The organism is Streptomyces sp. NPDC093984 (assembly GCF_044764595.1).
Classification (GTDB): domain Bacteria; phylum Actinomycetota; class Actinomycetes; order Streptomycetales; family Streptomycetaceae; genus Streptomyces; species Streptomyces cynarae.
On record NZ_JBIWIM010000004.1, the window covers coordinates 548,336 to 569,621 of the forward strand.

18 protein-coding genes are annotated in these 21,286 nt (G+C 68.2%); 10 read left to right on the top strand and 8 right to left on the bottom strand.

Translation table 11 applies throughout. From position 1 onward, the window contains the following. Positions 1–77: 77 nt before the first annotated feature. Positions 78–1,550: a CCA tRNA nucleotidyltransferase gene (locus tag ACIRC0_RS18480; RefSeq protein ID WP_403617196.1), complete on the top strand. Its 1,473-nt coding sequence runs from the start codon at positions 78–80 to the stop codon at positions 1,548–1,550. A 113-nt stretch (positions 1,551–1,663) separates the two neighbouring features. On the opposite strand, the gene ACIRC0_RS18485 is transcribed toward ACIRC0_RS18480, so the two are convergent. The 4 genes from ACIRC0_RS18485 to ACIRC0_RS18500 form a co-directional block, all read right to left on the bottom strand. Next, positions 1,664–2,242 (bottom strand): hypothetical protein, encoded by a 579-nt coding sequence (locus ACIRC0_RS18485; RefSeq protein ID WP_403617197.1) that lies wholly within the window; start codon positions 2,240–2,242, stop codon positions 1,664–1,666. 116 nt (positions 2,243–2,358) lie between these two features. Further along, positions 2,359–3,621 (bottom strand): MFS transporter, encoded by a 1,263-nt coding sequence (locus ACIRC0_RS18490; RefSeq protein ID WP_403617198.1) that lies wholly within the window; start codon positions 3,619–3,621, stop codon positions 2,359–2,361. 73 nt (positions 3,622–3,694) lie between these two features. Beyond that, entirely contained in the window at positions 3,695–4,777 is a 1,083-nt protein-coding gene (locus ACIRC0_RS18495; RefSeq protein WP_403617199.1) for an inositol-3-phosphate synthase, read from the bottom strand. 43 nt (positions 4,778–4,820) lie between these two features. Beyond that, positions 4,821–5,501, bottom strand: coding sequence for a helix-turn-helix transcriptional regulator (locus tag ACIRC0_RS18500; RefSeq protein ID WP_403617200.1), 681 nt, complete (start codon positions 5,499–5,501; stop codon positions 4,821–4,823). A 375-nt stretch (positions 5,502–5,876) separates the two neighbouring features. Here ACIRC0_RS18500 and ACIRC0_RS18505 point away from each other — a divergent pair, with 375 nt between their 5' ends. Further along, positions 5,877–8,534 (top strand): transglycosylase domain-containing protein, encoded by a 2,658-nt coding sequence (locus ACIRC0_RS18505; RefSeq protein WP_403617201.1) that lies wholly within the window; start codon positions 5,877–5,879, stop codon positions 8,532–8,534. 127 nt (positions 8,535–8,661) lie between these two features. Next, positions 8,662–10,170 carry a glycosyltransferase family 87 protein gene (locus tag ACIRC0_RS18510; RefSeq protein ID WP_403617202.1) on the top strand — a complete coding sequence of 503 codons (1,509 nt, stop codon included), beginning with the start codon at positions 8,662–8,664 and terminating at the stop codon, positions 10,168–10,170. Positions 10,171–10,250: 80 nt separating this feature from the next. On the opposite strand, the gene ACIRC0_RS18515 is transcribed toward ACIRC0_RS18510, so the two are convergent. The 3 genes from ACIRC0_RS18515 to ACIRC0_RS18525 form a co-directional block, all read right to left on the bottom strand. Continuing rightward, the gene (locus ACIRC0_RS18515; protein WP_263230888.1) at positions 10,251–11,282 is read right to left on the bottom strand and encodes an alanine racemase; all 1,032 of its coding nucleotides are present in this window, start codon (positions 11,280–11,282) and stop codon (positions 10,251–10,253) included. Between the two features lie 124 nt (positions 11,283–11,406). Next, positions 11,407–12,525: a peptidoglycan bridge formation glycyltransferase FemX gene (femX, locus tag ACIRC0_RS18520; RefSeq protein WP_403617203.1), complete on the bottom strand. Its 1,119-nt coding sequence runs from the start codon at positions 12,523–12,525 to the stop codon at positions 11,407–11,409. A 159-nt stretch (positions 12,526–12,684) separates the two neighbouring features. Continuing rightward, positions 12,685–13,005 carry a hypothetical protein gene (locus ACIRC0_RS18525; RefSeq protein ID WP_388989108.1) on the bottom strand — a complete coding sequence of 107 codons (321 nt, stop codon included), beginning with the start codon at positions 13,003–13,005 and terminating at the stop codon, positions 12,685–12,687. A 276-nt stretch (positions 13,006–13,281) separates the two neighbouring features. On the opposite strand from ACIRC0_RS18525, the gene rpsF reads away from it, so the two are divergent. From rpsF to rplI, 4 genes are all read left to right on the top strand, one after another. Next, positions 13,282–13,572: a 30S ribosomal protein S6 gene (gene rpsF / locus ACIRC0_RS18530; protein ID WP_014673750.1), complete on the top strand. Its 291-nt coding sequence runs from the start codon at positions 13,282–13,284 to the stop codon at positions 13,570–13,572. Positions 13,573–13,648: 76 nt separating this feature from the next. Then, on the top strand, positions 13,649–14,221 hold the full coding sequence (locus ACIRC0_RS18535; protein WP_403617204.1) for a single-stranded DNA-binding protein: 573 nt from the start codon (positions 13,649–13,651) through the stop codon (positions 14,219–14,221). A gap of 43 nt (positions 14,222–14,264) precedes the next feature. Next, complete coding sequence (gene rpsR, locus ACIRC0_RS18540; RefSeq protein ID WP_003949403.1) at positions 14,265–14,501, top strand: 30S ribosomal protein S18; 237 nt, start codon at positions 14,265–14,267, stop codon at positions 14,499–14,501. Positions 14,502–14,519: 18 nt separating this feature from the next. Then, on the top strand, positions 14,520–14,966 hold the full coding sequence (gene rplI, locus ACIRC0_RS18545) for a 50S ribosomal protein L9 (protein WP_030786327.1): 447 nt from the start codon (positions 14,520–14,522) through the stop codon (positions 14,964–14,966). Between the two features lie 106 nt (positions 14,967–15,072). Here rplI and ACIRC0_RS18550 read toward each other — a convergent pair whose 3' ends face one another. Further along, positions 15,073–16,410 carry an MATE family efflux transporter gene (locus ACIRC0_RS18550; protein WP_403617205.1) on the bottom strand — a complete coding sequence of 446 codons (1,338 nt, stop codon included), beginning with the start codon at positions 16,408–16,410 and terminating at the stop codon, positions 15,073–15,075. A 459-nt stretch (positions 16,411–16,869) separates the two neighbouring features. Between ACIRC0_RS18550 and dnaB the strand changes: the two genes are divergently transcribed. The 3 genes from dnaB (at position 16,870) to ACIRC0_RS18565 (ending at position 21,243) form a co-directional block, all read left to right on the top strand. Then, a complete protein-coding gene (gene dnaB / locus ACIRC0_RS18555) occupies positions 16,870–18,345 on the top strand; it encodes a replicative DNA helicase (protein WP_403617206.1) in 1,476 nt (491 codons plus the stop codon). A gap of 447 nt (positions 18,346–18,792) precedes the next feature. After that, positions 18,793–19,626 carry a PIG-L family deacetylase gene (locus ACIRC0_RS18560; RefSeq protein WP_403617207.1) on the top strand — a complete coding sequence of 278 codons (834 nt, stop codon included), beginning with the start codon at positions 18,793–18,795 and terminating at the stop codon, positions 19,624–19,626. A gap of 231 nt (positions 19,627–19,857) precedes the next feature. After that, positions 19,858–21,243 (top strand): serine hydrolase domain-containing protein, encoded by a 1,386-nt coding sequence (locus ACIRC0_RS18565; protein ID WP_403617208.1) that lies wholly within the window; start codon positions 19,858–19,860, stop codon positions 21,241–21,243. The last annotated feature ends 43 nt before the right edge of the window (positions 21,244–21,286 follow it).

Below are 21,286 nucleotides of genomic sequence, written 5' to 3' on the forward strand. Positions count from 1 at the left end.
CACGGCCGTTCACGGAACGCTTGTGCAGGTTTAATGCGGGCGCCCGCCATCGCCTGGGACACGTACCCTTTTCTGTTGTGCCGAACGCCAACGAAGACAATCCCCGTGCCCTGAGTCAGGTACAGCAGCGCGCTGTGAGCGAACTGCTGCGGGTCTCCCCTGTCGCCGACGACCTCGCCCGCCGCTTCAAGGAGGCGGGCTTCTCACTCGCTCTGGTCGGTGGCTCGGTGCGGGACGCCCTCCTCGGCCGGCTCGGCAACGACCTGGACTTCACGACGGACGCCCGCCCCGAGGACGTCCTGAAGATCGTGCGGCCGTGGGCGGACGCCACATGGGAGGTCGGGATCGCCTTCGGCACCGTGGGGGCCCAGAAGGACGCCCGCGTCGGAGACGCTGTCCAGCGGTTCCAGATCGAGGTGACGACGTACCGGTCGGAGGCCTACGACCGGAACTCGCGCAAGCCCGAGGTGTCGTACGGCGACTCCATCGAGGAGGATCTGGTCCGGCGCGACTTCACGGTCAACGCGATGGCCGTCGCGCTGCCCGAGAAGGAGTTCATCGACCCGCACCGGGGGCTCGACGATCTCGCCGCCCGGGTGCTGCGCACTCCGGGGACCCCCGAGGAGTCCTTCTCGGACGATCCGCTGCGGATGATGCGGGCCGCCCGCTTCGCGGCCCAGCTGGACTTCGAGGTGGCTCCCGAGGTCGTCACGGCCATGAAGGACATGGCCGGGCGCATCGAGATCGTCTCCGCCGAACGTGTACGGGACGAGCTGAACAAGTTGGTCCTGTCCGCCTACCCGCGCAAGGGGCTGACGCTGCTGGTCGAGACGGGGCTCGCCGATCACGTTCTGCCGGAGCTGCCCGCTCTGCGCCTGGAGCGCGACGAGCATCACCGGCACAAGGATGTCTATGACCACACGCTGATCGTCCTGGAGCAGGCGATGGCGCTGGAGCAGGACGGACCCGATCTGGCGCTGCGGCTTGCCGCGCTGCTGCATGACATCGGAAAGCCGAAGACGCGCCGTTTCGAGAAGGACGGCCGTGTCTCCTTCCACCACCACGAGGTGGTCGGCGCCAAGATGACCAAGAAGCGGATGACGGAGCTGAAGTACCCCAACGAGCTGGTGAAGGACGTCTCCCGTCTGGTCGAACTGCACCTGCGCTTCCACGGCTACGGCACGGGAGAGTGGACGGACTCGGCGGTGCGCCGGTACGTCCGTGACGCGGGCCCGCTCCTCGACCGTCTCCACAAGCTGACCCGCTCGGACTGCACGACCCGCAACAAGCGCAAGGCGGCCGCGCTCTCCCGCGCGTACGACGGCCTGGAGGAGCGCATCGCCCAGCTCAAGGAGCAGGAGGAGCTGGACGCGATCCGCCCCGACCTGGACGGCAACCAGATCATGGAGATCCTGGGCGTCGGTCCGGGGCCCGTGGTCGGTCGTGCGTACAAGCACATGCTGGAGCTGCGCCTGGAGAACGGGCCGATGGGACATGACGCTGCGGTGGCCGCGCTCAAGGAGTGGTGGGCCGAGCAGAGCGAGGGATGAGGGAACGGGGTCATGTTTCACGTGAAACATGACCCCGGAACGTCACCACGGCACGCGCGGAGGGGCGGTGTTTCACGTGAAACACCGCCCCTCCGCGCGTGCCGTGGGTCGATCTACTTCTTGAGCTCGTTCAGGCAGAGCACAACGTCGTGGCCGCCGCCGTACTGAATGTAGGAGATCGTCGCGTCCTTGACGTCCTGGCACTTGTTCTCGTCGCTACTGCCGTCAAACTTCTGGACGACCTTGTACTGGGCGTTGCTCGAGGAGCAGTCGACGTCCTTGAGGTCAGGCTTGGAGTCCGTGCCGTCGTTGTGCATGCAGGACCCCACCGAGGTGGTCTCCGCGTCGTCGCGGTTGAAGAACCAGCTCAGGCCGAACCCGGCGCCGAACTTGAGGAGGGCGATGAGGACGAAGGCGACGACGGCGCCTATGATCTTCAGCGCCTTCTTGCCGCTCCGCTTGGCGGGCGCGGCAGGGGCCGGCGGAGGAACCGGTGCGCCCTGCTGCTGCGGGAAGGGTGCGTACGGCTGCTGCTGCGGGTACGTCTGCTGCGGCGGATAGGGCTGCTGCGGAGCGTACGGCTGCTGCGGGTATGCCTGCTGCGCGACTCCCGGCTGGCCGGGCTGCTGCCCCATGGGCACGGTGGGCTGCTGGGCGTAGGGATTCGTGCCCTGGGGCGGCGGAGTGGTCACTTTCGGGGTCCCCCTCGAACGCGGGTGCGCATGGCGCGAAATAAGACGCCCGTAAGCTACAGGGCCGAACTGACAACCTTGGACTCGCCTTCGGCTCCGTAGCCTTGACGTGACACTTACTGGCGCTCAAAGCGGGACATAGACAGAGCAACCGCTGCGTATACCACGGCGACCATGACGACCAAAGCCGCTGATCGGCCGTCAGGAGGCAGCATCAAGGCGGCGACCGCGGCCGCGCCGACGAAGGCCACATTGAAGAGCACGTCGTAGACCGAGAAGATCCGGCCGCGGAAGCCGTCGTCGACCGAGGACTGAACGATCGTGTCGGTGGAGATCTTCGCGCCCTGGGTGGTCAGCCCCAGGACGAACGAGGCCATCAGCATGGGTCCCGCGGCAAACGGCAGGCCGAGCGAGGGCTCCAGTACGGCGGCGGACCCCGCGCACACCGCGATCCAGCGGCCGGGGCCGAGACGCCCCGCCGCCCACGGCGTCACCACGGCCGCGGCGAAGAACCCGGCCCCGGAGATGCCCAGCGCCAGTCCCAGCAGGGCCAGCCCCTGACGCGGGTTCGCGGAGAGGGCGTAGCGGCACAGCATGAGCAGCAGGACGAGCAGCGCGCCGTAGCAGAACCGCATCAGGGTCATCGCGGTGAGCGCCCAGGCGGCCTCCCGGCGCGGGGGTGCCGCGAGATGCCGTACACCGGCCACCAGATCCCGCGTGGTGCCGACCAGCACGGCACCAAGGCGCGGCTGCACCGCAACCCCGTCCGGTCCCAGCGCTCCCGGAGCCAGGCTCAGCGATGCGAGGGCCGATCCCAGATACAGGAGCGCACCCAGCAGCACCACCGCGGCATCGGAGTCGGCGATCACCAGCCGTACGGCGAAGGCGAGTCCGCCGCCCGCGGTCGCGGCGAGCGTGCCCGCCGTCGGCGAGAGCGAGTTGGCCATCACCAGGCGTTCGGCGTCGACCACCCGGGGCAGCGCCGCGGACAGGCCGGCCAGGACGAAACGGTTGACCGCGGTGACGCACAGCGCGGAGACGTAGAAGAGCCAGTCCGGTACATGGCTCACCATCAGCACGGCGGTCGCGCAGGCCAGCAGGGCGCGCAGCAGGTTGCCGTGGAGGAAGACCTGGCGGCGCCGCCAGCGGTCCAGCAGGACACCCGCGAAGGGGCCGACGAGGGAGTAGGGCAGGAGCAGCACGGCCATGGCGGAGGCGATCGCGGTGGCCGAGGTCTGCTTCTCGGGGGAGAAGACCACGTACGTGGCGAGCGCGACCTGGTAGACGCCGTCGGCCCCCTGGGACAGCAGCCGTACGGCGAGCAGGCGCCGGAAGCCGCTGAAGCGCAGGAGGACGCGGAGATCGCGCACGACGGACATGGGGCACAGCCTCACATACGTGCGGGGTCCCCGGGCAGAGACCCGGGGACCCCGCACGGGCACGGGAGCGACGTCAGCGCTCGACCTCGCCCCGGATGAACTTCTCGACGTTCTCGCGGGCCTCGTCGTCGAAGTACTGGACCGGCGGGGACTTCATGAAGTACGAGGACGCGGACAGCACGGGGCCGCCGATGCCGCGGTCCTTGGCGATCTTCGCCGCGCGCAGGGCGTCGATGATGACACCCGCGGAGTTCGGGGAGTCCCAGACCTCGAGCTTGTACTCCAGGTTCAGCGGGACGTCGCCGAAGGCACGGCCCTCGAGGCGGACGTAGGCCCACTTGCGGTCGTCGAGCCAGGCCACGTAGTCGGACGGGCCGATGTGGACGTTCTTCTCGCCGAGGTCCCGGTCGGGGATCTGGGAGGTGACGGCCTGCGTCTTGGAGATCTTCTTGGACTCCAGGCGGTCGCGCTCGAGCATGTTCTTGAAGTCCATGTTGCCGCCGACGTTCAGCTGCATCGTGCGGTCCAGGATCACGCCCCGGTCCTCGAACAGCTTCGCCATGACGCGGTGCGTGATGGTCGCGCCGACCTGCGACTTGATGTCGTCACCGACGATCGGGACGCCGGCCTCGGTGAACTTGTCGGCCCACTCCTTGGTGCCGGCGATGAAGACCGGAAGGGCGTTGACGAAGGCGACCTTGGCGTCGATGGCGCACTGGGCGTAGAACTTCGCCGCGTCCTCGGAGCCGACGGGCAGGTAGCAGACGAGGACGTCGACCTGCTTGTCCTTGAGGACCTGGACGACGTCGACCGGCTCCTCCGCGGACTCCTCGATGGTGGCGCGGTAGTACTTGCCGAGACCGTCGAGGGTGTGGCCGCGCTGGACCGTCACGCCGGTGGACGGGACGTCGCAGATCTTGATGGTGTTGTTCTCCGAGGCGCCGATGGCGTCCGCGAGGTCGAGGCCGACCTTCTTGGCGTCCACGTCGAACGCGGCGACGAACTCGACGTCCCGCACGTGGTAGTCGCCGAACTGGACGTGCATCAGACCCGGGACCTTGGACGCCGGGTCGGCGTCCTTGTAGTACTCGACTCCCTGCACCAGCGATGCGGCGCAGTTGCCCACGCCGACGATGGCTACGCGAACCGAACCCATTCCGGTTGCTCCCTGTGTGTACGTGTGAGGCCCCGACCGGGCCTCACGTGGTGGTGTCGTCGGACGGATCCGGCCGGGTGCTGTCCCGGTGCCGGGGCAGGCCGCCCGTCGCTCCAGATGTGCTGTCAGGAGCGGAGCCGTCGGCAGTGGAACCTCTGAGGTCCCGTCCGGCCCGCTCACTCTCGATGAGCTCGTTCAGCCAGCGCACTTCGCGCTCCACGGACTCCATCCCGTGGCGCTGGAGCTCGAGGGTGTAGTCGTCGAGGCGCTCCCGGGTGCGCGCCAGGGAGGCACGCATCTTCTCCAGACGCTCCTCCAGCCGGCTGCGGCGGCCCTCCAGGACGCGCATGCGCACGTCACGGGACGTCTGTCCGAAGAAGGCGAAACGAGCGGCGAAGTGCTCGTCCTCGTACACGTCGGGGCCCGTCTGGGAGAGCAGCTCCTCGAAGTGCTCCTTGCCTTCGGGTGTCAGCCGGTAGACGATCTTGGCGCGCCGCCCGGCGAGCGGAACGGCGCCGGCGTCCTCGGAGGCGCTCCCCGACTCCTCGATCAACCAGCCGTTGGCGACCAGCGTCTTGAGGCAGGGGTAGAGCGTCCCGTAGCTGAACGCGCGGAATACACCCAGTGACGTATTGAGCCGTTTGCGCAGCTCGTAGCCGTGCATCGGGGACTCGCGGAGCAGGCCGAGGACGGCGAACTCGAGGATCCCGGAACGCCGGCTCATGTGCGCCTCCCTCCTGTCGCTGACTCGTCCGCACGGTCTTTATGTCGCGCTGATGTATCGACTCGATACATCACGACGATAGAACGCCTCTCCGGGCGCGACAAGAGCGGGCATGGTGAACGGGGTCACATCACCGATTCGTAGGACGCAAGTTGCCTGGTTTGGGGTGAAGTTCGGACCTCCGTCGGTTTTGGCGGTGCGTAGTCTGTGCGGCATGCACACCACCGGGAACCGAGTGACCTATGGGGGACGTCCTCGTCCTCGGTGCAGTACGGGTGAATGCCGAAACGCCCGCATCCGTACTTCGGGGGGACCGGAAACCAGCCGCCGTTTCCAGGCGCGCCAGGATGCGCCTGCCCGAGGAGTAATCGTTCGATGAGCGAGCACCGTCGCAAACCGCCGCAGCCGCAGGGAGGCGGACGTGCCGCGGCCCGACGCGGTCAGTCGGCGTCCCCCGGCCGCCGCGCGGCACCGCGAGGCGCCACCGGGTCTCCGTCCGCCCCCTACGGAGCGGGAGGTGAGGAGCGCCCGTACGGTGGCCGAGCCGAGGCCCGGAGGGCGGCCCAGAGAAACGCGGGCGGCCGGCGCAGAGCGGCCGACGGCGCCGGCCGTGGCCGGGGCGCGGCTCCGGCCACGAAGCGCTTCATCGACTACCCGCGCGCGGGCAAGTACGGCGCCGCACGCTGGGTGCCCTCCTGGAAACTGGTCGCGGGGCTGTTCATCGGTTTCATAGGGAGCCTGGTGGCGGTCGCGGGCGTCGGGTACGCGATGGTGAGCGTGCCGGACGTCGCCAAGACCGCGCAGTCCCAGAACAACGTCTACTACTGGGCCGACGGCAGCCAGATGGTCGCCACGGGTGGCGAGACCAACCGCCAGATCGTCAACCTGTCGCAGATCCCCAAGGCGATGCAGTACGCCGTCATCTCCCAGGAGAACAAGACCTTCTACACCGACAGCGGCATCGACCCCAAGGGCATCGCGCGCGCCCTGTTCAACATGGCCACGGGCGGTCAGACCCAGGGCGGCTCCACCATCACCCAGCAGTACGTGAAGAACGCGAGGCTGGACGACCAGGCCCAGACGGTCTCCAGGAAGTTCAAGGAGATCTTCATCGCCATCAAGGTCGGCGCCACCGTCCCCAAGGACGACATCCTGGCCGGCTACCTGAACTCCGCGTACTACGGGCGCAACGCCTACGGCATCGAGGCCGCCGCCCACGCGTACTTCAACAAGCCCGCCATCAAACTGGACCCCGGCGAGTGCGCCTTCCTGGCGGCGATGCTCAAGGGCGCCACGTACTACGACCCGGCAGGCGCCACGTCCATCGACCCCAAGAACGCCACTCCCCAGGCAAACCAGAAGCGTGCCACCCTGCAGATGCAGGACACCCTCAACAAGATGGTCCAGTACGGGCACCTGAGCGCCGCGGAGCGCGCCAAGTACACGACGCTTCCGCAGGTCCAGAACCCGCGATCGAACACCCGGCTGAGCGGCCAGATCGGTTATCTCGTCGATCTGGCCAACAGCTACCTGGTCACCCACAGCAGCACGACCCACATCACCCAGGACAAGCTGCAGCAGGGCGGGTACCAGATCTACACGACCTTCGAGAAGAAGAAGGTCGACGAGCTCGAGGCCGCGGTCAAGAACGTCCAGAAGGCCAACATCAAGCCGAACCTGCGCCCGAACACCGACAAATACGTCCAGTTCGGCGGCGCGTCCGTGGACCCGGCCAGCGGTGCGATCAAGGCGATCTACGGTGGTGAGGACGCGACCAAGCACTTCACCAACAACGCGGACTCGACCGGTGCCCAGGTGGGTTCGACGTTCAAGCCGTTCGTGCTGGCGGCGGCGATGAAGTGGGGTGTCCGTAACCCCGACCTCGGACCGGAGCAGGCCCAGGACGAGCGCACCGTCGTCTCACCGAAGAGTCTCTACAGCGGCAAGAACAAGCTGAAGATCAAGGAGTACAACGGAACCGTCTGGAAGAACGAGAAGGGCCAGGAGTGGCTGCAGACGAACGACGGCAACGAGTCGGTGGGCGACCCGCCGGCCTACAAGATCGACCTGCGTGAGGCGATGCAGTTCTCGGTGAACTCCGCCTATGTGCAGCTGGGCATGGACGTCGGCCTCGACAAGGTGAAGCAGACCGCCCTGGACGCGGGCATCCTGGAGGGCAGCCTGGCCAGCTCGAACTACCCCTCGTTCTCCATCGGTACCTCCTCCCCGAGCGCGATCCGCATGGCGGGTGCCTACGCCACCTTCGCGGCCAGTGGCAAGCAGAACGATCCCTACTCGGTCGACAAGGTCAGCAGCAAGGACGGGGTGGTCTTCCAGCACACCAAGCAGGCCAAGGACGCGTTCACCGCGAAGGTCGCCGACAACGTCACCGACGTCCTCAAGACCGTGGTCGACAAGGGCACCGGTACCGCGGCGAAGCTGACGGGGCGCGACGTGGCAGGCAAGACCGGTACGACGGACGGCAACAAGTCCGCCTGGTTCGTCGGGTACACCCCGCAGCTGTCCACCGCGATCAGCATGTTCCGCATGGACGACAACGAGTCCAACAAGAACCGGACGTTCCTGGAGATGTATGGAACGGGCGGGCAGAAGCAGATCCACGGTGCCTCGTTCCCGGCTGAGATCTGGCACGACTACATGGAACAGGCGCTCAAGGGTCAGCCCGCGGAGTCGTTCCCGACGCCGGAGCCCATCGGTACGGTCGTCAACGACACCCCGAGCCCGAGCGTGACCCCCTCGCCCACGCAGAGCGTCACCCAGAGCCCGACGCCGAGCGCGACGCCGAGCCCGTCGCTGACCTCGTCCTCTCCCTCGCCGAGCGACACCTGCGGCTTCTGGGGCAACAGTCCCTGCAGTGGCAATGGAGGGGGCAACGGGAACGGCGGAACCGGCCCCGGCGGCACCGACGCGGGCGGCACGGGCGGAGTGACCTCGTCGCCGACGGAGTCGACCGGCAGCGGAAACACCCGGGGCAACGGCAACGGAGGGATCTTCGCCGGGCCGAACGGGTAGTAGTCACGGAATGTGTTTCACGTGAAACACTCCGTTTCACGTGAAACACCGCCCGAAGAGGGCCGTCACACCGACCGGTGTGGCGGCCCTCGGCGTTTTCCTGGCCGGATGCGGCAGGATGAGCCTCATGCCCAGTGCAGAGACGACGCGCGTGAGCGCGCCCCAGCCGGATGTGGTGCGGCCGACCAGGGAGGACGAGGTCGCCGCGGCCGGCAGCGAGCTGATCGGCGGGCCCGTCGGACGGCGCTCCCTGCTCGGGACGTCCTGGTGGACGCCCGTGCGGATCGTGGTGCTCGTCGCGATCGGCATGTTCGCCCTCGGCATGGTCCAGAAGCTGCCCTGCTACGACAGCGGCTGGTTCTTCGGCGCCAGCTCGCAGTACACGCACGCCTGCTACTCGGACATCCCGCACCTCTACCAGGGGCGCGGCTTCGCCGACGGGCTCGTGCCCTACTTCGACAAGCTTCCGGGCGACATGGACTACCTCGAGTACCCGGTGCTCACCGGTGTGTTCATGGAGGTCGCCTCCTGGATGACTCCGAGCGGCGGCGGCATCCAGGCCCGCGAGCAGACCTACTGGATGGTCAACGCCGGAATGCTCATGGTGTGCGCGGCGGTCATCGCCGTGTGCACCGCCCGCATCCACCGCAGGCGCCCCTGGGACGGCCTTCTCGTCGCCCTCGCGCCCGCCTTCGCGCTGACCGCCACCATCAACTGGGACCTGCTCGCCGTGGCCCTGCTGGCCGCCGCGATGCTGATGTGGTCACGGGGCCGGGCCCTTGCCTTCGGCGTCCTCGTGGGGCTCGCGACGGCCGCCAAGTTCTACCCGTTCCTGGTGCTCGGACCGCTCCTCGTGCTGTGCTGGCGGGCGGGCAGGTGGCGGGAGTACGGGACCGCCGTCCTGGGCGCCGTCGGCGCGTGGCTCGTGGTCAACCTGCCGGTGATGTGGCTCGCCCCCGAGGGCTGGTCCAAGTTCTACCGCTTCAGCCAGGAGCGCGGGGTGGACTTCGGGTCCGTCTTCCTGTTCGTCTCGCGCTGGTTCAACATCGACATCACCGGGGACACCGCCAACACCTACGCGCTGATCATGATGGTGCTGGCCTCCGCCGGCATCACCGCGATGACGCTGACCGCTCCGCGTCGCCCGCGCTTCGCCCAGCTCGCCTTCCTGATCGTCGCCGCGTTCATCCTGACCAACAAGGTCTACTCGCCGCAGTACGTGCTGTGGCTGGTCCCCCTCGCCGCACTCGCCCGGCCGCGCTGGCGGGACTTCCTGATCTGGCAGGCCTGCGAGGTCGCGTACTTCCTGGGGATCTGGACGTACCTCGCGTACACGACCAGCGGAGACGCCCACAAGGGCCTGCCGACGGACGGGTACCAGCTCGCCATCGCCGTCCACCTGCTGGGGACGCTCTACCTGTGCGCCGTCGTCGTACGCGACATCTTCCTGCCGGAACGGGACACGGTGCGCCGGGCCGGCGACGACGATCCGTCCGGCGGCGTACTGGACGGTGCGCCGGATGTCTTCGCGCTAGGAGCCGCCGCTCATCCGCCGCGGCACGCGGCGCATTTCGAGGGGCCGCAGGTGGACTGGGGGAGCCGCGGCGGACAACCGGCTGACGACGGTTCGCGCTGAGAGAACCGTCGCCGGGCCGTCACGGACAAGGCCGTACACGAGCTTCGTGTACGGCCTTCGTCGTGCTTCCGGGCCTGTGCTCAGCGGTCGACGAGCCGGTCGAACTGCGTCGTCGTGTGCCGCAGATGGGCCACCAGTTCATCGCCCACCTTCGGCTCCGTGGCGTCAGCCGGGATGAACAGGATCGAGACCTGCATGTGCGGCGGCTCGGCGAACCAGCGTTGCTTGCCCGCCCAGACGAACGGCGACAGGTTCCGGTTCACCGTCGCGAGGCCGGCCCGGGCCACTCCCTTGGCGCGCGGCATAACACCGTGCATGGCCTTGGGGGCCTCCAGGCCCACCCCGTGTGACGTCCCGCCCGCCACGACGACCAGGAAGCCGTCGGAGGCCGCCTTCTGCTGCCGGTAGCCGAAGCGGTCGCCCTTGGCCACGCGCGTCACGTCCAGGACCGCCCCGCGGTACTCGGTGGCCTCGTGGTCCCCGAGCCACAGCCGGGTGCCGATGCGGGCGCGGAAGCGGGTCTGCGGGAACTGCTGCTGCAGCCGGGCCAGCTCATCCGCCTTGAGGTGGCTCACGAACATCGTGTGCAGCGGCAGCCGGGCCGCGCGCAGCCGGTCCATCCAGCCGATGACCTCCTCCACGGCGTCGGAGCCGTCGGTACGGTCCAGCGGCAGGTGGATGGCGAAGCCTTCCAGGCGCACGTTCTCTATGGCCGCGTGCAGCTGCGGCAGGTCCTGCTCGCTGACCCCGTGGCGCTTCATCGAGGACATCACCTCGATGACCACCCGGGCGCCCACGAGCCCGTACACGCCGTCCACGGACGACACCGAGCGGATGACGCGGTCCGGCAGCGGCACGGGCTCCTCACCCCGCCGGAACGGCGTCAGCACCAGCAGGTCGCCGCCGAACCAGTCCTTGATCCGGGCCGCCTCGTACGTCGTGCCCACGGCGAGCATGTCCGCGCCCAGGCGGGTGGCCTCCTCCGCCAGCCGCTCGTGGCCGAACCCGTAGCCGTTGCCCTTGCAGACGGGGACGAGCCCCGGGAACTGCTCCTGCACGTGCTTGTGGTGTGCCCGCCAGCGCGCGGTGTCGACGTAGAGCGTGAGCGCCATGGCCGGTCCCGGAACCTTTCTCGTGGCTGCCGTGTGTCAGAGGTCTGAGAGGGAATTGTGACGGATCCGCCGGACCGACGGGCTGGTCCGGGCCGCTCGGGCGACCCGGCGCGGGGCTCCGGCGTCAGCGGCGCGACATGTAGATGTCGAGCGCCTTGTGCAGCAGCTTGTTGAGCGGGAAGTCCCACTCGCCGAGGTACTCGGCGGCCTGCCCGCCCGTGCCCACCTTGAACTGGATCAGGCCGAAGAGGTGGTCGGTCTCGTCCAGCGAGTCGGAGATGCCGCGCAGGTCGTAGACGGTCGCACCGAGCGCGTAGGCGTCGCGCAGCATCCGCCACTGCATCGCGTTCGAAGGCCGCACCTCACGGCCGATGTTGTCGGAGGCTCCGTAGGAGTACCAGACGTGGCCGCCTACGATCAGCATCGTCGCCGCCGACAGGTTCACACCGTTGTGCCGCGCGAAGTACAGCCGCATACGGTTGGGGTCCTCGCTGTTGAGGGCCGTCCACATGCGCTGGAAGTACGACAGCGGGCGGGGCCGGAAGTGGTCGCGCACCGCGGTGATCTCGTACAGGCGCTGCCACTCCTCGAGGTCGTGGTAGCCGCCCTGGACCACCTCGACGCCCGCCTTCTCGGCCTTCTTGATGTTGCGGCGCCACAACTGGTTGAAGTTCTTGTGGACCTCTTCCAGGGACCGGTTGGCGAGCGGCACCTGGAAGACGTACCGCGGCTGCACATCGCCGAAGCCGGCGCCGCCGTCCTCGCCCTGCTGCCAGCCCATCCGGCGCAGCTTGTCGGAGACTTCGAACGCGCGCGGCTCGATGAAGTCGGCCTCCAGGTCACGCAGCCGCTTGACGTCCGGGTCCTGGATGCCCTTCTTGATGGTCTCCGCGTTCCACCGTCGGATGACCACCGGCGGGCCCATCTTCACGGAGAAGGCGCCCTGTTGCTTCAGGTGCGCGAGCATCGGCTGGATCCAGTCCTCCAGGTTCGGCGCGAACCAGTTGATCACCGGACCCTCGGGCAGATACGCCAGATAGCGCTTGATCTTGGGCAGCTGCCGGTACAACACCAGACCGACGCCCACCAGTTCGCCGCTCTTGTCGAACCAGCCGAGGTTCTCGGAGCGCCACTCCGCCTTGACGTCTGCCCAGGCCGGGACCTGCATGTGGCTCGCCGCCGGCAGGCTCTGGATGTACGCCAGATGCTGCTCGCGACTGATCGTCCTCAGGGTCAGGCTCATTCGGGGCGCTCCTCGGGCTGGTGTGTCCCCATGGGTACAGGGGCTCCGGCTCTCGCGCCGAAGCCTACTGCGCCCCGCGAGCGCCCCGACTGGCCCTACGCCCCCTGTGCGTCCGGCGGGTCGCCTCACGGCCCCGCCGGACACACCGCGACCCGACGGTCAGTGGCCGACGACGCCGCCGAAGAGACCGCCGTGGGCCATGCCCAGGAAGAAGCCGACGGCCGAGGCACCGAGCCCCAGGATCAGGCCGAAGCGCTCTCGGGTCGTCACGGAGATGTACTGCCCGTAGGCGCCGGTGAAGATCCCCACCAGGCCGGTCCAGGAGCTGATCAGATGCAGGTCCTTGGACACCAGCGCCGTCACGAAGGCCGTGACACCGAGCACCAGGGTCACCGCGAGCAGGGTGTCCTGGACGGGGTGGGCCTTGCCGTCCGTGGCGAAGAGGGAACCGGTGGTGTTGGGTCGCAATACCTGTGCCATGGGGCACCTCCTGCGGAAGGCGGCGCATCGTAGCGCCATACACACCCGATGTGTACAGATTGACGGCCTCCGGGGCCGGATTTCAACCGGAAGCACGTGTGCGGGTACTCTGTACCGTCTGCACCGGTGTCTGCCCAGGCACAGCCTGGTCAACCGTCGACTGGCCTCCGATTGTCAGTGGCGGCTGATTTACTGACAGACACGGTTACGTACGCATCACAACCCTCCTGCCACGGAACGACCGTGGCCGCTGAGTCCAAAGGAGGTGGGTTCCACATGCGTCACTACGAGGTGATGGTCATCCTCGACCCCGATCTCGAGGAGCGTGCTGTCTCCCCGCTGATCGAGAACTTCCTTTCCGTCGTCCGTGACGGTGGCGGAAAGGTCGAGAAGGTCGACACCTGGGGTCGTCGTCGTCTCGCCTACGAGATCAAGAAGAAGCCCGAGGGCATCTACTCGGTCATCGACCTGCAGGCCGAGCCTGCGGTCGTCAAGGAGCTCGACCGCCAGATGAACCTGAACGAGTCGGTCCTCCGGACCAAGGTCCTCCGTCCCGAGACCCACTGAGCCTCCCGCTCAGCTGATCCCGGGATTCGAGTAGCAGCACCAGCAGCCAGCAGCAAACCCGCCGAGAGGTTCCCCCATGGCAGGCGAGACCGTCATCACGGTCGTCGGCAACCTTGTCGATGACCCCGAGCTGCGCTTCACCCCGTCCGGTGCGGCGGTCGCGAAGTTCCGCATCGCGTCCACTCCCCGCACCTTCGACCGTCAGACCAATGAGTGGAAGGACGGCGAAAGCCTCTTCCTGACCTGCTCGGTCTGGCGCCAGGCGGCGGAGAACGTCGCCGAGTCGCTTCAGCGAGGCATGCGCGTCATCGTGCAGGGCCGGCTGAAGCAGCGGTCCTACGAGGACCGTGAGGGCGTCAAGCGCACGGTCTACGAGCTCGACGTCGACGAGGTCGGCGCCAGCCTGCGCAACGCCACGGCCAAGGTCACCAAGACCGCCGGCCGCGGTGGCCAGGGCGGTTACGCCGGCGGTGGCGGTCAGGGCGGCGGCTGGGGCGGCGGCCCCAGCGGCGGTCAGGGCGGTGCTCCGGCCGACGACCCGTGGGCGACCGGCGCTCCCGCCGGCGGCCAGGGCGGAGGCGGCCAGGGCGGCGGCTGGGGCGGTGGCTCCGGCGGCGGTGGCGGCTACTCGGACGAGCCCCCCTTCTAGGCGGGCCGTACCCCACACTTCTTGATCACACAGGAGAAACACCATGGCGAAGCCGCCTGTGCGCAAGCCGAAGAAGAAGGTCTGCGCATTCTGCAAGGACAAGGTCACGTACGTGGACTACAAGGACACGAACATGCTGCGGAAGTTCATTTCCGACCGCGGCAAGATCCGTGCCCGTCGCGTGACCGGCAACTGCACGCAGCACCAGCGTGACGTCGCCACGGCCGTCAAGAACAGCCGTGAGATGGCGCTGCTGCCCTACACGTCCACCGCGCGCTAAAGGAAGGGTGACCGACTCATGAAGATCATCCTCACTCACGAGGTCTCCGGCCTCGGCGCCGCGGGCGACGTCGTCGACGTCAAGGACGGGTACGCCCGCAACTACCTGATCCCGCGGAAGTTCGCGATCCGCTGGACCAAGGGTGGCGAGAAGGACGTCGAGCAGATCCGTCGCGCTCGCAAGATCCACGAGATCCAGACCATCGAGCAGGCCAACCAGGTCAAGGCCCAGCTCGAGGGCGTGAAGGTCCGCCTGGCCGTCCGCTCCGGCGACTCCGGCCGTCTCTTCGGTTCCGTCACCCCGGCCGACATCGCCTCGGCGATCAAGGCCTCCGGTGGCCCCGAGGTCGACAAGCGCCGCATCGAGCTCGGTGCGCCGATCAAGACGCTGGGCGCCCACGAGACGTCCGTGCGTCTGCACCCCGAGGTTGCCGCCAAGGTCAACATCGAGGTCGTCGCGGCCTGATCGCTGCCCTCGGCTTGAGCAGCTCTGAAAGGGGCCGCACCCGTGACGGGTGCGGCCCCTTTTCAGTGGCCGGAGTCGTCACCAGGGCATGTTTCACGTGAAACGGTCAGCGCGTCGCGCCCGTCACGATCCAGCGACCGGAGCGGGCGCGCAGCCACAGGGTCAGCATGCGGATCGTCATCATCAGAGTCATCGCCGCCCAGAGGGCGGTGAGTCCGCCGCCGAGCGTGGGGACGAGCAGGGCCACGGGTGCGAAGACGGCCAGGGTGACGACCATCGCCCAGGCGAGATACGGCCCGTCGCCCGCACCCATCAGGACTCCGTCCAGGACGAAGACGATCCCGCATACGGGCTGCGACAGTGCCACCATCAGCAGGGCGGGCAGTGCCGTGGCCTTCACCGCGGAGTCGCTGGTGAACAGTGGGAGGAACAGCGGCCGGGCCATGAGTACGAGCAGTCCGAGCACGAGGCCGGCGACGATGCCCCACTGCACCATGCGGCGGCATGCTGCGCGGGCGCCCCACGCGTCGTCCGCGCCGAGATAGCGTCCGATGATCGCCTGCCCTGCGATGGCGATCGCGTCCAGCGCGAACGCGAGCAGGCTCCACAGGGAAAGGATGATCTGGTGCGCGGCGATGTCGGCGTCCCCGAGCCGCGCGGCGACGGCCGTTGCGATCATGAGGATCGCCCGCAGCGAGAGCGTACGGATCAACAGCGGTGCCCCCGCTTGCGCGCAGGCACGTATCCCGGCCGCGTCCGGCCGCAGCGAGGCGCCGTGCCGACGGGCGCCGCGGACGACGACGTACAGGTACGCGGCCGCCATCCCGCACTGCGCGGCCACGGTGCCCCATGCGGATCCGGCGATGCCCAGGTCCGCGCCGTAAACGAGCCCCGCGTTGAGGGCGGCGTTCGCCATGAAGCCCGCGACTGCCACGTACAGCGGTGTTCTTGTGTCCTGCAGTCCGCGCAGCACGCCGGTAGCCGCCAGCACGACCAGCATCGCGGGGATGCCGAGTGCCGAGATCCGCAAGTACGTGGTCGCATAAGGGGCCGCGGTCGGCGAGGCGCCGAAGAGGGTCACGATGCCGGGTGCCGTGGGCAGGACGACGGCGATGACGGCCGCGCCCAGCAGTAGCGCCAGCCAGATGCCGTCCATGCCCTGGCGGATGGCGGATCGTAGATCGCCCGCGCCGACGCGGCGCGCGACCGCGGCCGTGGTGGCGTAGGCGAGAAAGACGAAGACGCTGACGGCGGTGGTGAGAAGTGCCGAGGCGACGCCGAGGCCGGCCAGCTGTGCGGTGCCGAGATGGCCGACGATCGCGCTGTCGGCCATCACGAAGAGGGGCTCCGCGATGAGTGCGCCGAAGGCCGGGACGGCCAGTGCGACGATCTCCCGGTCGTGCCGGCGTCCAAGGGCGCGGGGTGTCGCGGGAGCCTGTGTCATGGCCACCAATCTAATCGTCCACAGGTAAGAGCCGCAATGGCATTGTGTCCCTTACTTTAGACGCTGTGCCCCACCGCGCTGTCCACGGTCGGTGGCGATCTTGATCCGACTGGGAAAGTTTTTCTTCTGCACAAGCGGTGGACGGGAAATCTCCAGGTCAGATGGGTTGTCAGGAATCAGCTGAGGGCTTGTTCACAGAGCTGTCCACCGTGTCGTGCACAGGTTTCGCGGAGTTGTCCACAGTGTTGGGCGTCTCGTCCACATGGCCTGTGGATAACCAGATTGGCTGACGGTGCCCAGGGGCCTAACGTGGTCCGGCGCCCACTCCCTCTCCGTCCTCGGACGACGCGCCCGGCCGACGCGTCTGAACCGGAGCTGGGCTTCTCGCTTTGTCAGTGTCGTGCCCTAGAACTGGGGTGCACGGCGAGGTCCGCGCGGCGGACGGGAGGAGGCGGCCCGGTGAGCATTTCCGAGCCCTTGGACGATCAGTGGGCCGACAGCGGCCCCGGCGATCGTGTCCCCGCCTCCCGCCGACGCGGCGAGGGCGGCCGGGGCCGTGACGAGCAGCACGACAGGGGGCCGGACAGCGGCGCGTGGGAGGGGGGTGGCTCCGCCTTCGAGCGGGTGCCCCCGCAGGACCTGGACGCCGAGCAGTCCGTCCTCGGAGGCATGCTCCTGTCCAAGGACGCGATCGCGGACGTCGTGGAGATCCTCAAGGGCCATGACTTCTACCGACCGGCGCACGAAACGATCTACCAGGCGATCCTCGACCTGTACGCGAAGGGTGAGCCGGCCGACCCCATCACGGTCGCGGCGGAGCTGACCAAGCGTGGTGAGATCACCAAGGTCGGCGGCGCTTCGTATCTGCACACACTGGTGCAGACGGTGCCGACCGCGGCGAACGCGGAGTACTACGCGCAGATCGTGCACGAGCGTGCGGTACTGCGGCGCCTGGTGGAGGCCGGTACGCGCATCACGCAGATGGGATACGCGGCCGACGGCGACATCGACGAGATCGTCAACAGCGCTCAGGCCGAGATCTTCGCGGTGACCGAGCAGCGCACGGCGGAGGACTATCTCCCGCTGAGCGAGATCATGGAAGGTGCGCTCGACGAGATCGAGGCGATCGGCTCACGGTCGGGGGAGATGACCGGTGTGCCGACCGGCTTCACCGATCTGGACCAGCTCACCAACGGTCTGCACCCGGGCCAGATGATCATCATTGCCGCGCGTCCCGCGATGGGTAAGTCGACGCTGGCTCTGGACTTCGCCCGAGCGGCTGCCATCAAGCACAACCTGCCGAGCGTGATCTTCTCGCTCGAGATGGGCCGCAACGAGATCGCGATGCGTCTGCTGTCCGCCGAGGCTCGGGTGGCACTGCATCACATGCGGTCGGGCACGATGACGGACGAGGACTGGACGAGGTTGGCGCGTCGTATGCCGGACGTCTCGGCCGCGCCCCTCTACATCGACGACTCGCCGAACCTGTCGATGATGGAGATCCGGGCGAAGTGCCGTCGTCTGAAGCAGCGCAATGATCTGAAACTGGTCGTCATCGACTATCTGCAGCTGATGCAGTCCGGTTCCAAGCGGTCCGAGAGCCGGCAGCAGGAGGTTTCTGAGATGTCGCGAAACCTGAAGCTCCTGGCCAAGGAGCTGGAGCTGCCGGTGATCGCGCTGTCGCAGCTGAACCGTGGTCCGGAGCAGCGGACGGACAAGAAGCCCATGGTGTCCGACCTGCGTGAGTCGGGTTCGATCGAGCAGGACGCCGACATGGTGATCCTGCTGCACCGTGAGGACGCCTACGAGAAGGAGTCGCCGCGCGCGGGCGAGGCGGACATCATCGTCGGCAAGCACCGTAACGGCCCCACCGCGACGATCACGGTCGCCTTCCAGGGCCACTACTCCCGGTTCGTGGACATGGCACAGACCTGATCCGTCTTCTTGCAGGATCTCGCATTTCGTGGCGGAATCTCGTGGTTCTCGGCGGGGTGATGGCGGTACGCCATCCAGCTGAGATTCGGACGTGCCATGACTCGATCCTCTCAGGGAATCGAGCCTCCATCAGACCCGGAGCGGTTCAGACGGTAGAACCCCTGGAGGCTGATCGCTGGGTGGAAGTCGGATCCGACGTGGCGCTGAAACATGCGGGTCGCGCCTCTACCTCGTTCGGGTTGAACGCGACGCTTGGAAGGCCAAGCGGCCGCGCCAGGAACAGCCGGACCGGCCGGCGCGGTTACATCGACCGTGGGACCGGCGCCGCCCGGGCTGGGAACGCGGAGACCACGAGGTTGTCCGCCCCAGCAGGGTCCGGGTCCCAAGATCGCGACATGCCCGGCGCACACTCGGGACCAAGACGTATTTCTGCAGGAGGACTGTTTCATGACTGACCGGCCGTTGACGCTCATGGCAGTACACGCCCACCCCGACGACGAGGCCACCGGCACCGGAGGGGTCCTCGCGCGGTACGCGGCGGAAGGCATCCGCACGGTTCTCGTGACGTGTACCGACGGCCGTTGCGGTGACGGACCGGGGGGTGTCAAGCCGGGCGATCCCGGGCACGATCCGGTGGCGGTCGCCTTGATGCGCCGTCAGGAACTTGAGGCGAGCTGTGACGTCCTGAAGGTCAGCGATCTGGAGATGCTGGACTATGCCGACTCCGGGATGATGGGCTGGCCGAGCAACGAGGCCCCCGGATCCTTCTGGCAGACCCCCGTGCAGGAAGGCGCGGCCCGACTCGCGGAACTCATGCGGCACTACCGACCCGATGTGGTCGTCACCTACGACGAGAACGGCTTCTACGGCCACCCCGACCACATCCAGGCCCACCGCATCACGATGGCGGCGCTGGAGATGACCGCGCTGACACCGAAGGTGTACTGGACCACGGTGCCCCGCTCGATGATGCAGCGGTTCGGCGAGATCATGCGCGAGTTTCATGAGGACATGCCGGAGCCGGATCCTGCCGAGACCGCCGCGCTGGCCGAGATCGGCCTCCCCGACGATGAGATCACCACGTGGGTGGACACCACCGCGTTCAGCAGTCAGAAGTTCGACGCATTGGCCGCGCACGCCAGTCAGGGCGAGAACATCTTCTTCCTCAAGATGGGCAAGGAGAGGTTCGGCGAATTGATGGGCATGGAGACCTTCGTACGTGTCCAGGACGCCACCGGCGCGGCCATACCCGAGAACGATCTCTTCGCCGGACTGCGCTGATCCGCCCGTCCGACCGGCCGGGGAAGCGCATCGACCGCGCGGCACGATCGAGCGGGTCACACACCCGGAGGCTTGTCCACGCGAGTTCCGCTCCGGCAGCCCGCGTCCAGGCCCTCGCCAGCGGCCTCGAAGCGTGCGCGCACTTCCGACCCGGGACTACGCTCGTCCCCAAACCACCTGGTAACCGTGCAGGGGCTCGACGCGGGACGCCGTGCCGGGTGGACTGGGGCCATGACGACATCTCAGGAAGAGCTGCTTCCCGCAACGCGCCGGGCCCTGCTGCACCGGATCGCCGTGGCGCAGGCCGAGGGGCGGGCGCCGTCACTGGTGGCGGCCGTTGTCCGGGGTGGGCGGACGGTGTGGCACGGTGCGCGATCCTGCGTGGACGGCCATGCTCCGGACGAGAACGTGCAGTACCGGATCGGGTCCATCACCAAGACGTTCACAGCGGTTCTCGTCCTGCGACTGCGTGACGAGGGGCTTCTGGATCTGGGCGATCCGCTGGAGAAACATCTGCCCGGCACAGGGGTGGGGGAGGCGACCATCGCCGATCTGCTCGCGCACACCGGTGGTCTCGCGGCGGAGTCGCCCGGGCCGTGGTGGGAACGGACGCCCGGAACGCTGCGGCCCGAGCTGGCGGACGTGCTGGGCGAGCATCCCTTGCGGCATCCGGTCGGGCGCAGGTTCCACTACTCCAACCCCGGCTACACGCTGCTGGGCGCTCTGGTCGAGGAGGTGCGCAGGGCGCCGTGGGAGGACGTTCTGCGGCGTGAGGTGCTGGAGCCGCTGGGGCTGCACCGGACCGGCGGTCGGCCGCAGGCACCGCATGCGGGCGGGTGGGCAGTGCATCCGTGGGCGGATGTGATGCTGCCGGAGCCGGCCGAGGATCTCGGGCGGATGGCTCCGGCCGGTCAACTGTGGTCGACCACCGGCGACTTGGCCCGTTTCGCTGTCTTCCTGGCGCAGGGTGACGAGCGGGTGCTGAGTGCGGAGTCCGTACGGGAGATGCGGACGCCTGCCGCGCCGCCCGAGGCGTCGGATGTGGTCGCGGGTTCTGCGTACGGTCTCGGGTTGCGGCTTCAGCGCCGGGACAGCCGTCTCCTGATCGGGCATTCCGGTTCCCTGCCCGGGTTCCTGGCCGATCTCACCCTGAGCGTGGAGGATGACGTGGCGGCCGTCGTGCTGGCCAACTGCACGTCGGGGCCGGCTGTCTCCTCCGTTGCCGCCGACCTCGTGGCGATCGTGGCGGAGGCGGAGCCGCGGATCCCCGAGCCGTGGCGGCCGCTGCCCGACGTGGACCGGGCGGTGCTGGAACTGGTGGGGCAGTGGTACTGGGGCACGCAGGGATTCGTCCTGCGGCTGACGGCCGATGGGGGTGTCACGCTGGAGCCCTTGTCCGGTGTGGGTCGGCGAGCGCGTCTGCGGCCCAACGGGGACGGCACCTGGACCGGACTGGACGGCTACTACGCGGGGGAGGTCCTGAAGGCGGTACGGCGGCCGGACGGATCGGTGAGCCACCTGGACCTCGGGTCGTTCGTGTTCACGCGCCAGCCGTACGAGGAGGGGGCTCCCGTACCCGGCGGTGTGGACCAGGACGGGTGGAGGGGGATCCGGTAGTCCCGCTGAGGGTCAGGAAGGGCCTGTTTCACGTGAAACAGGC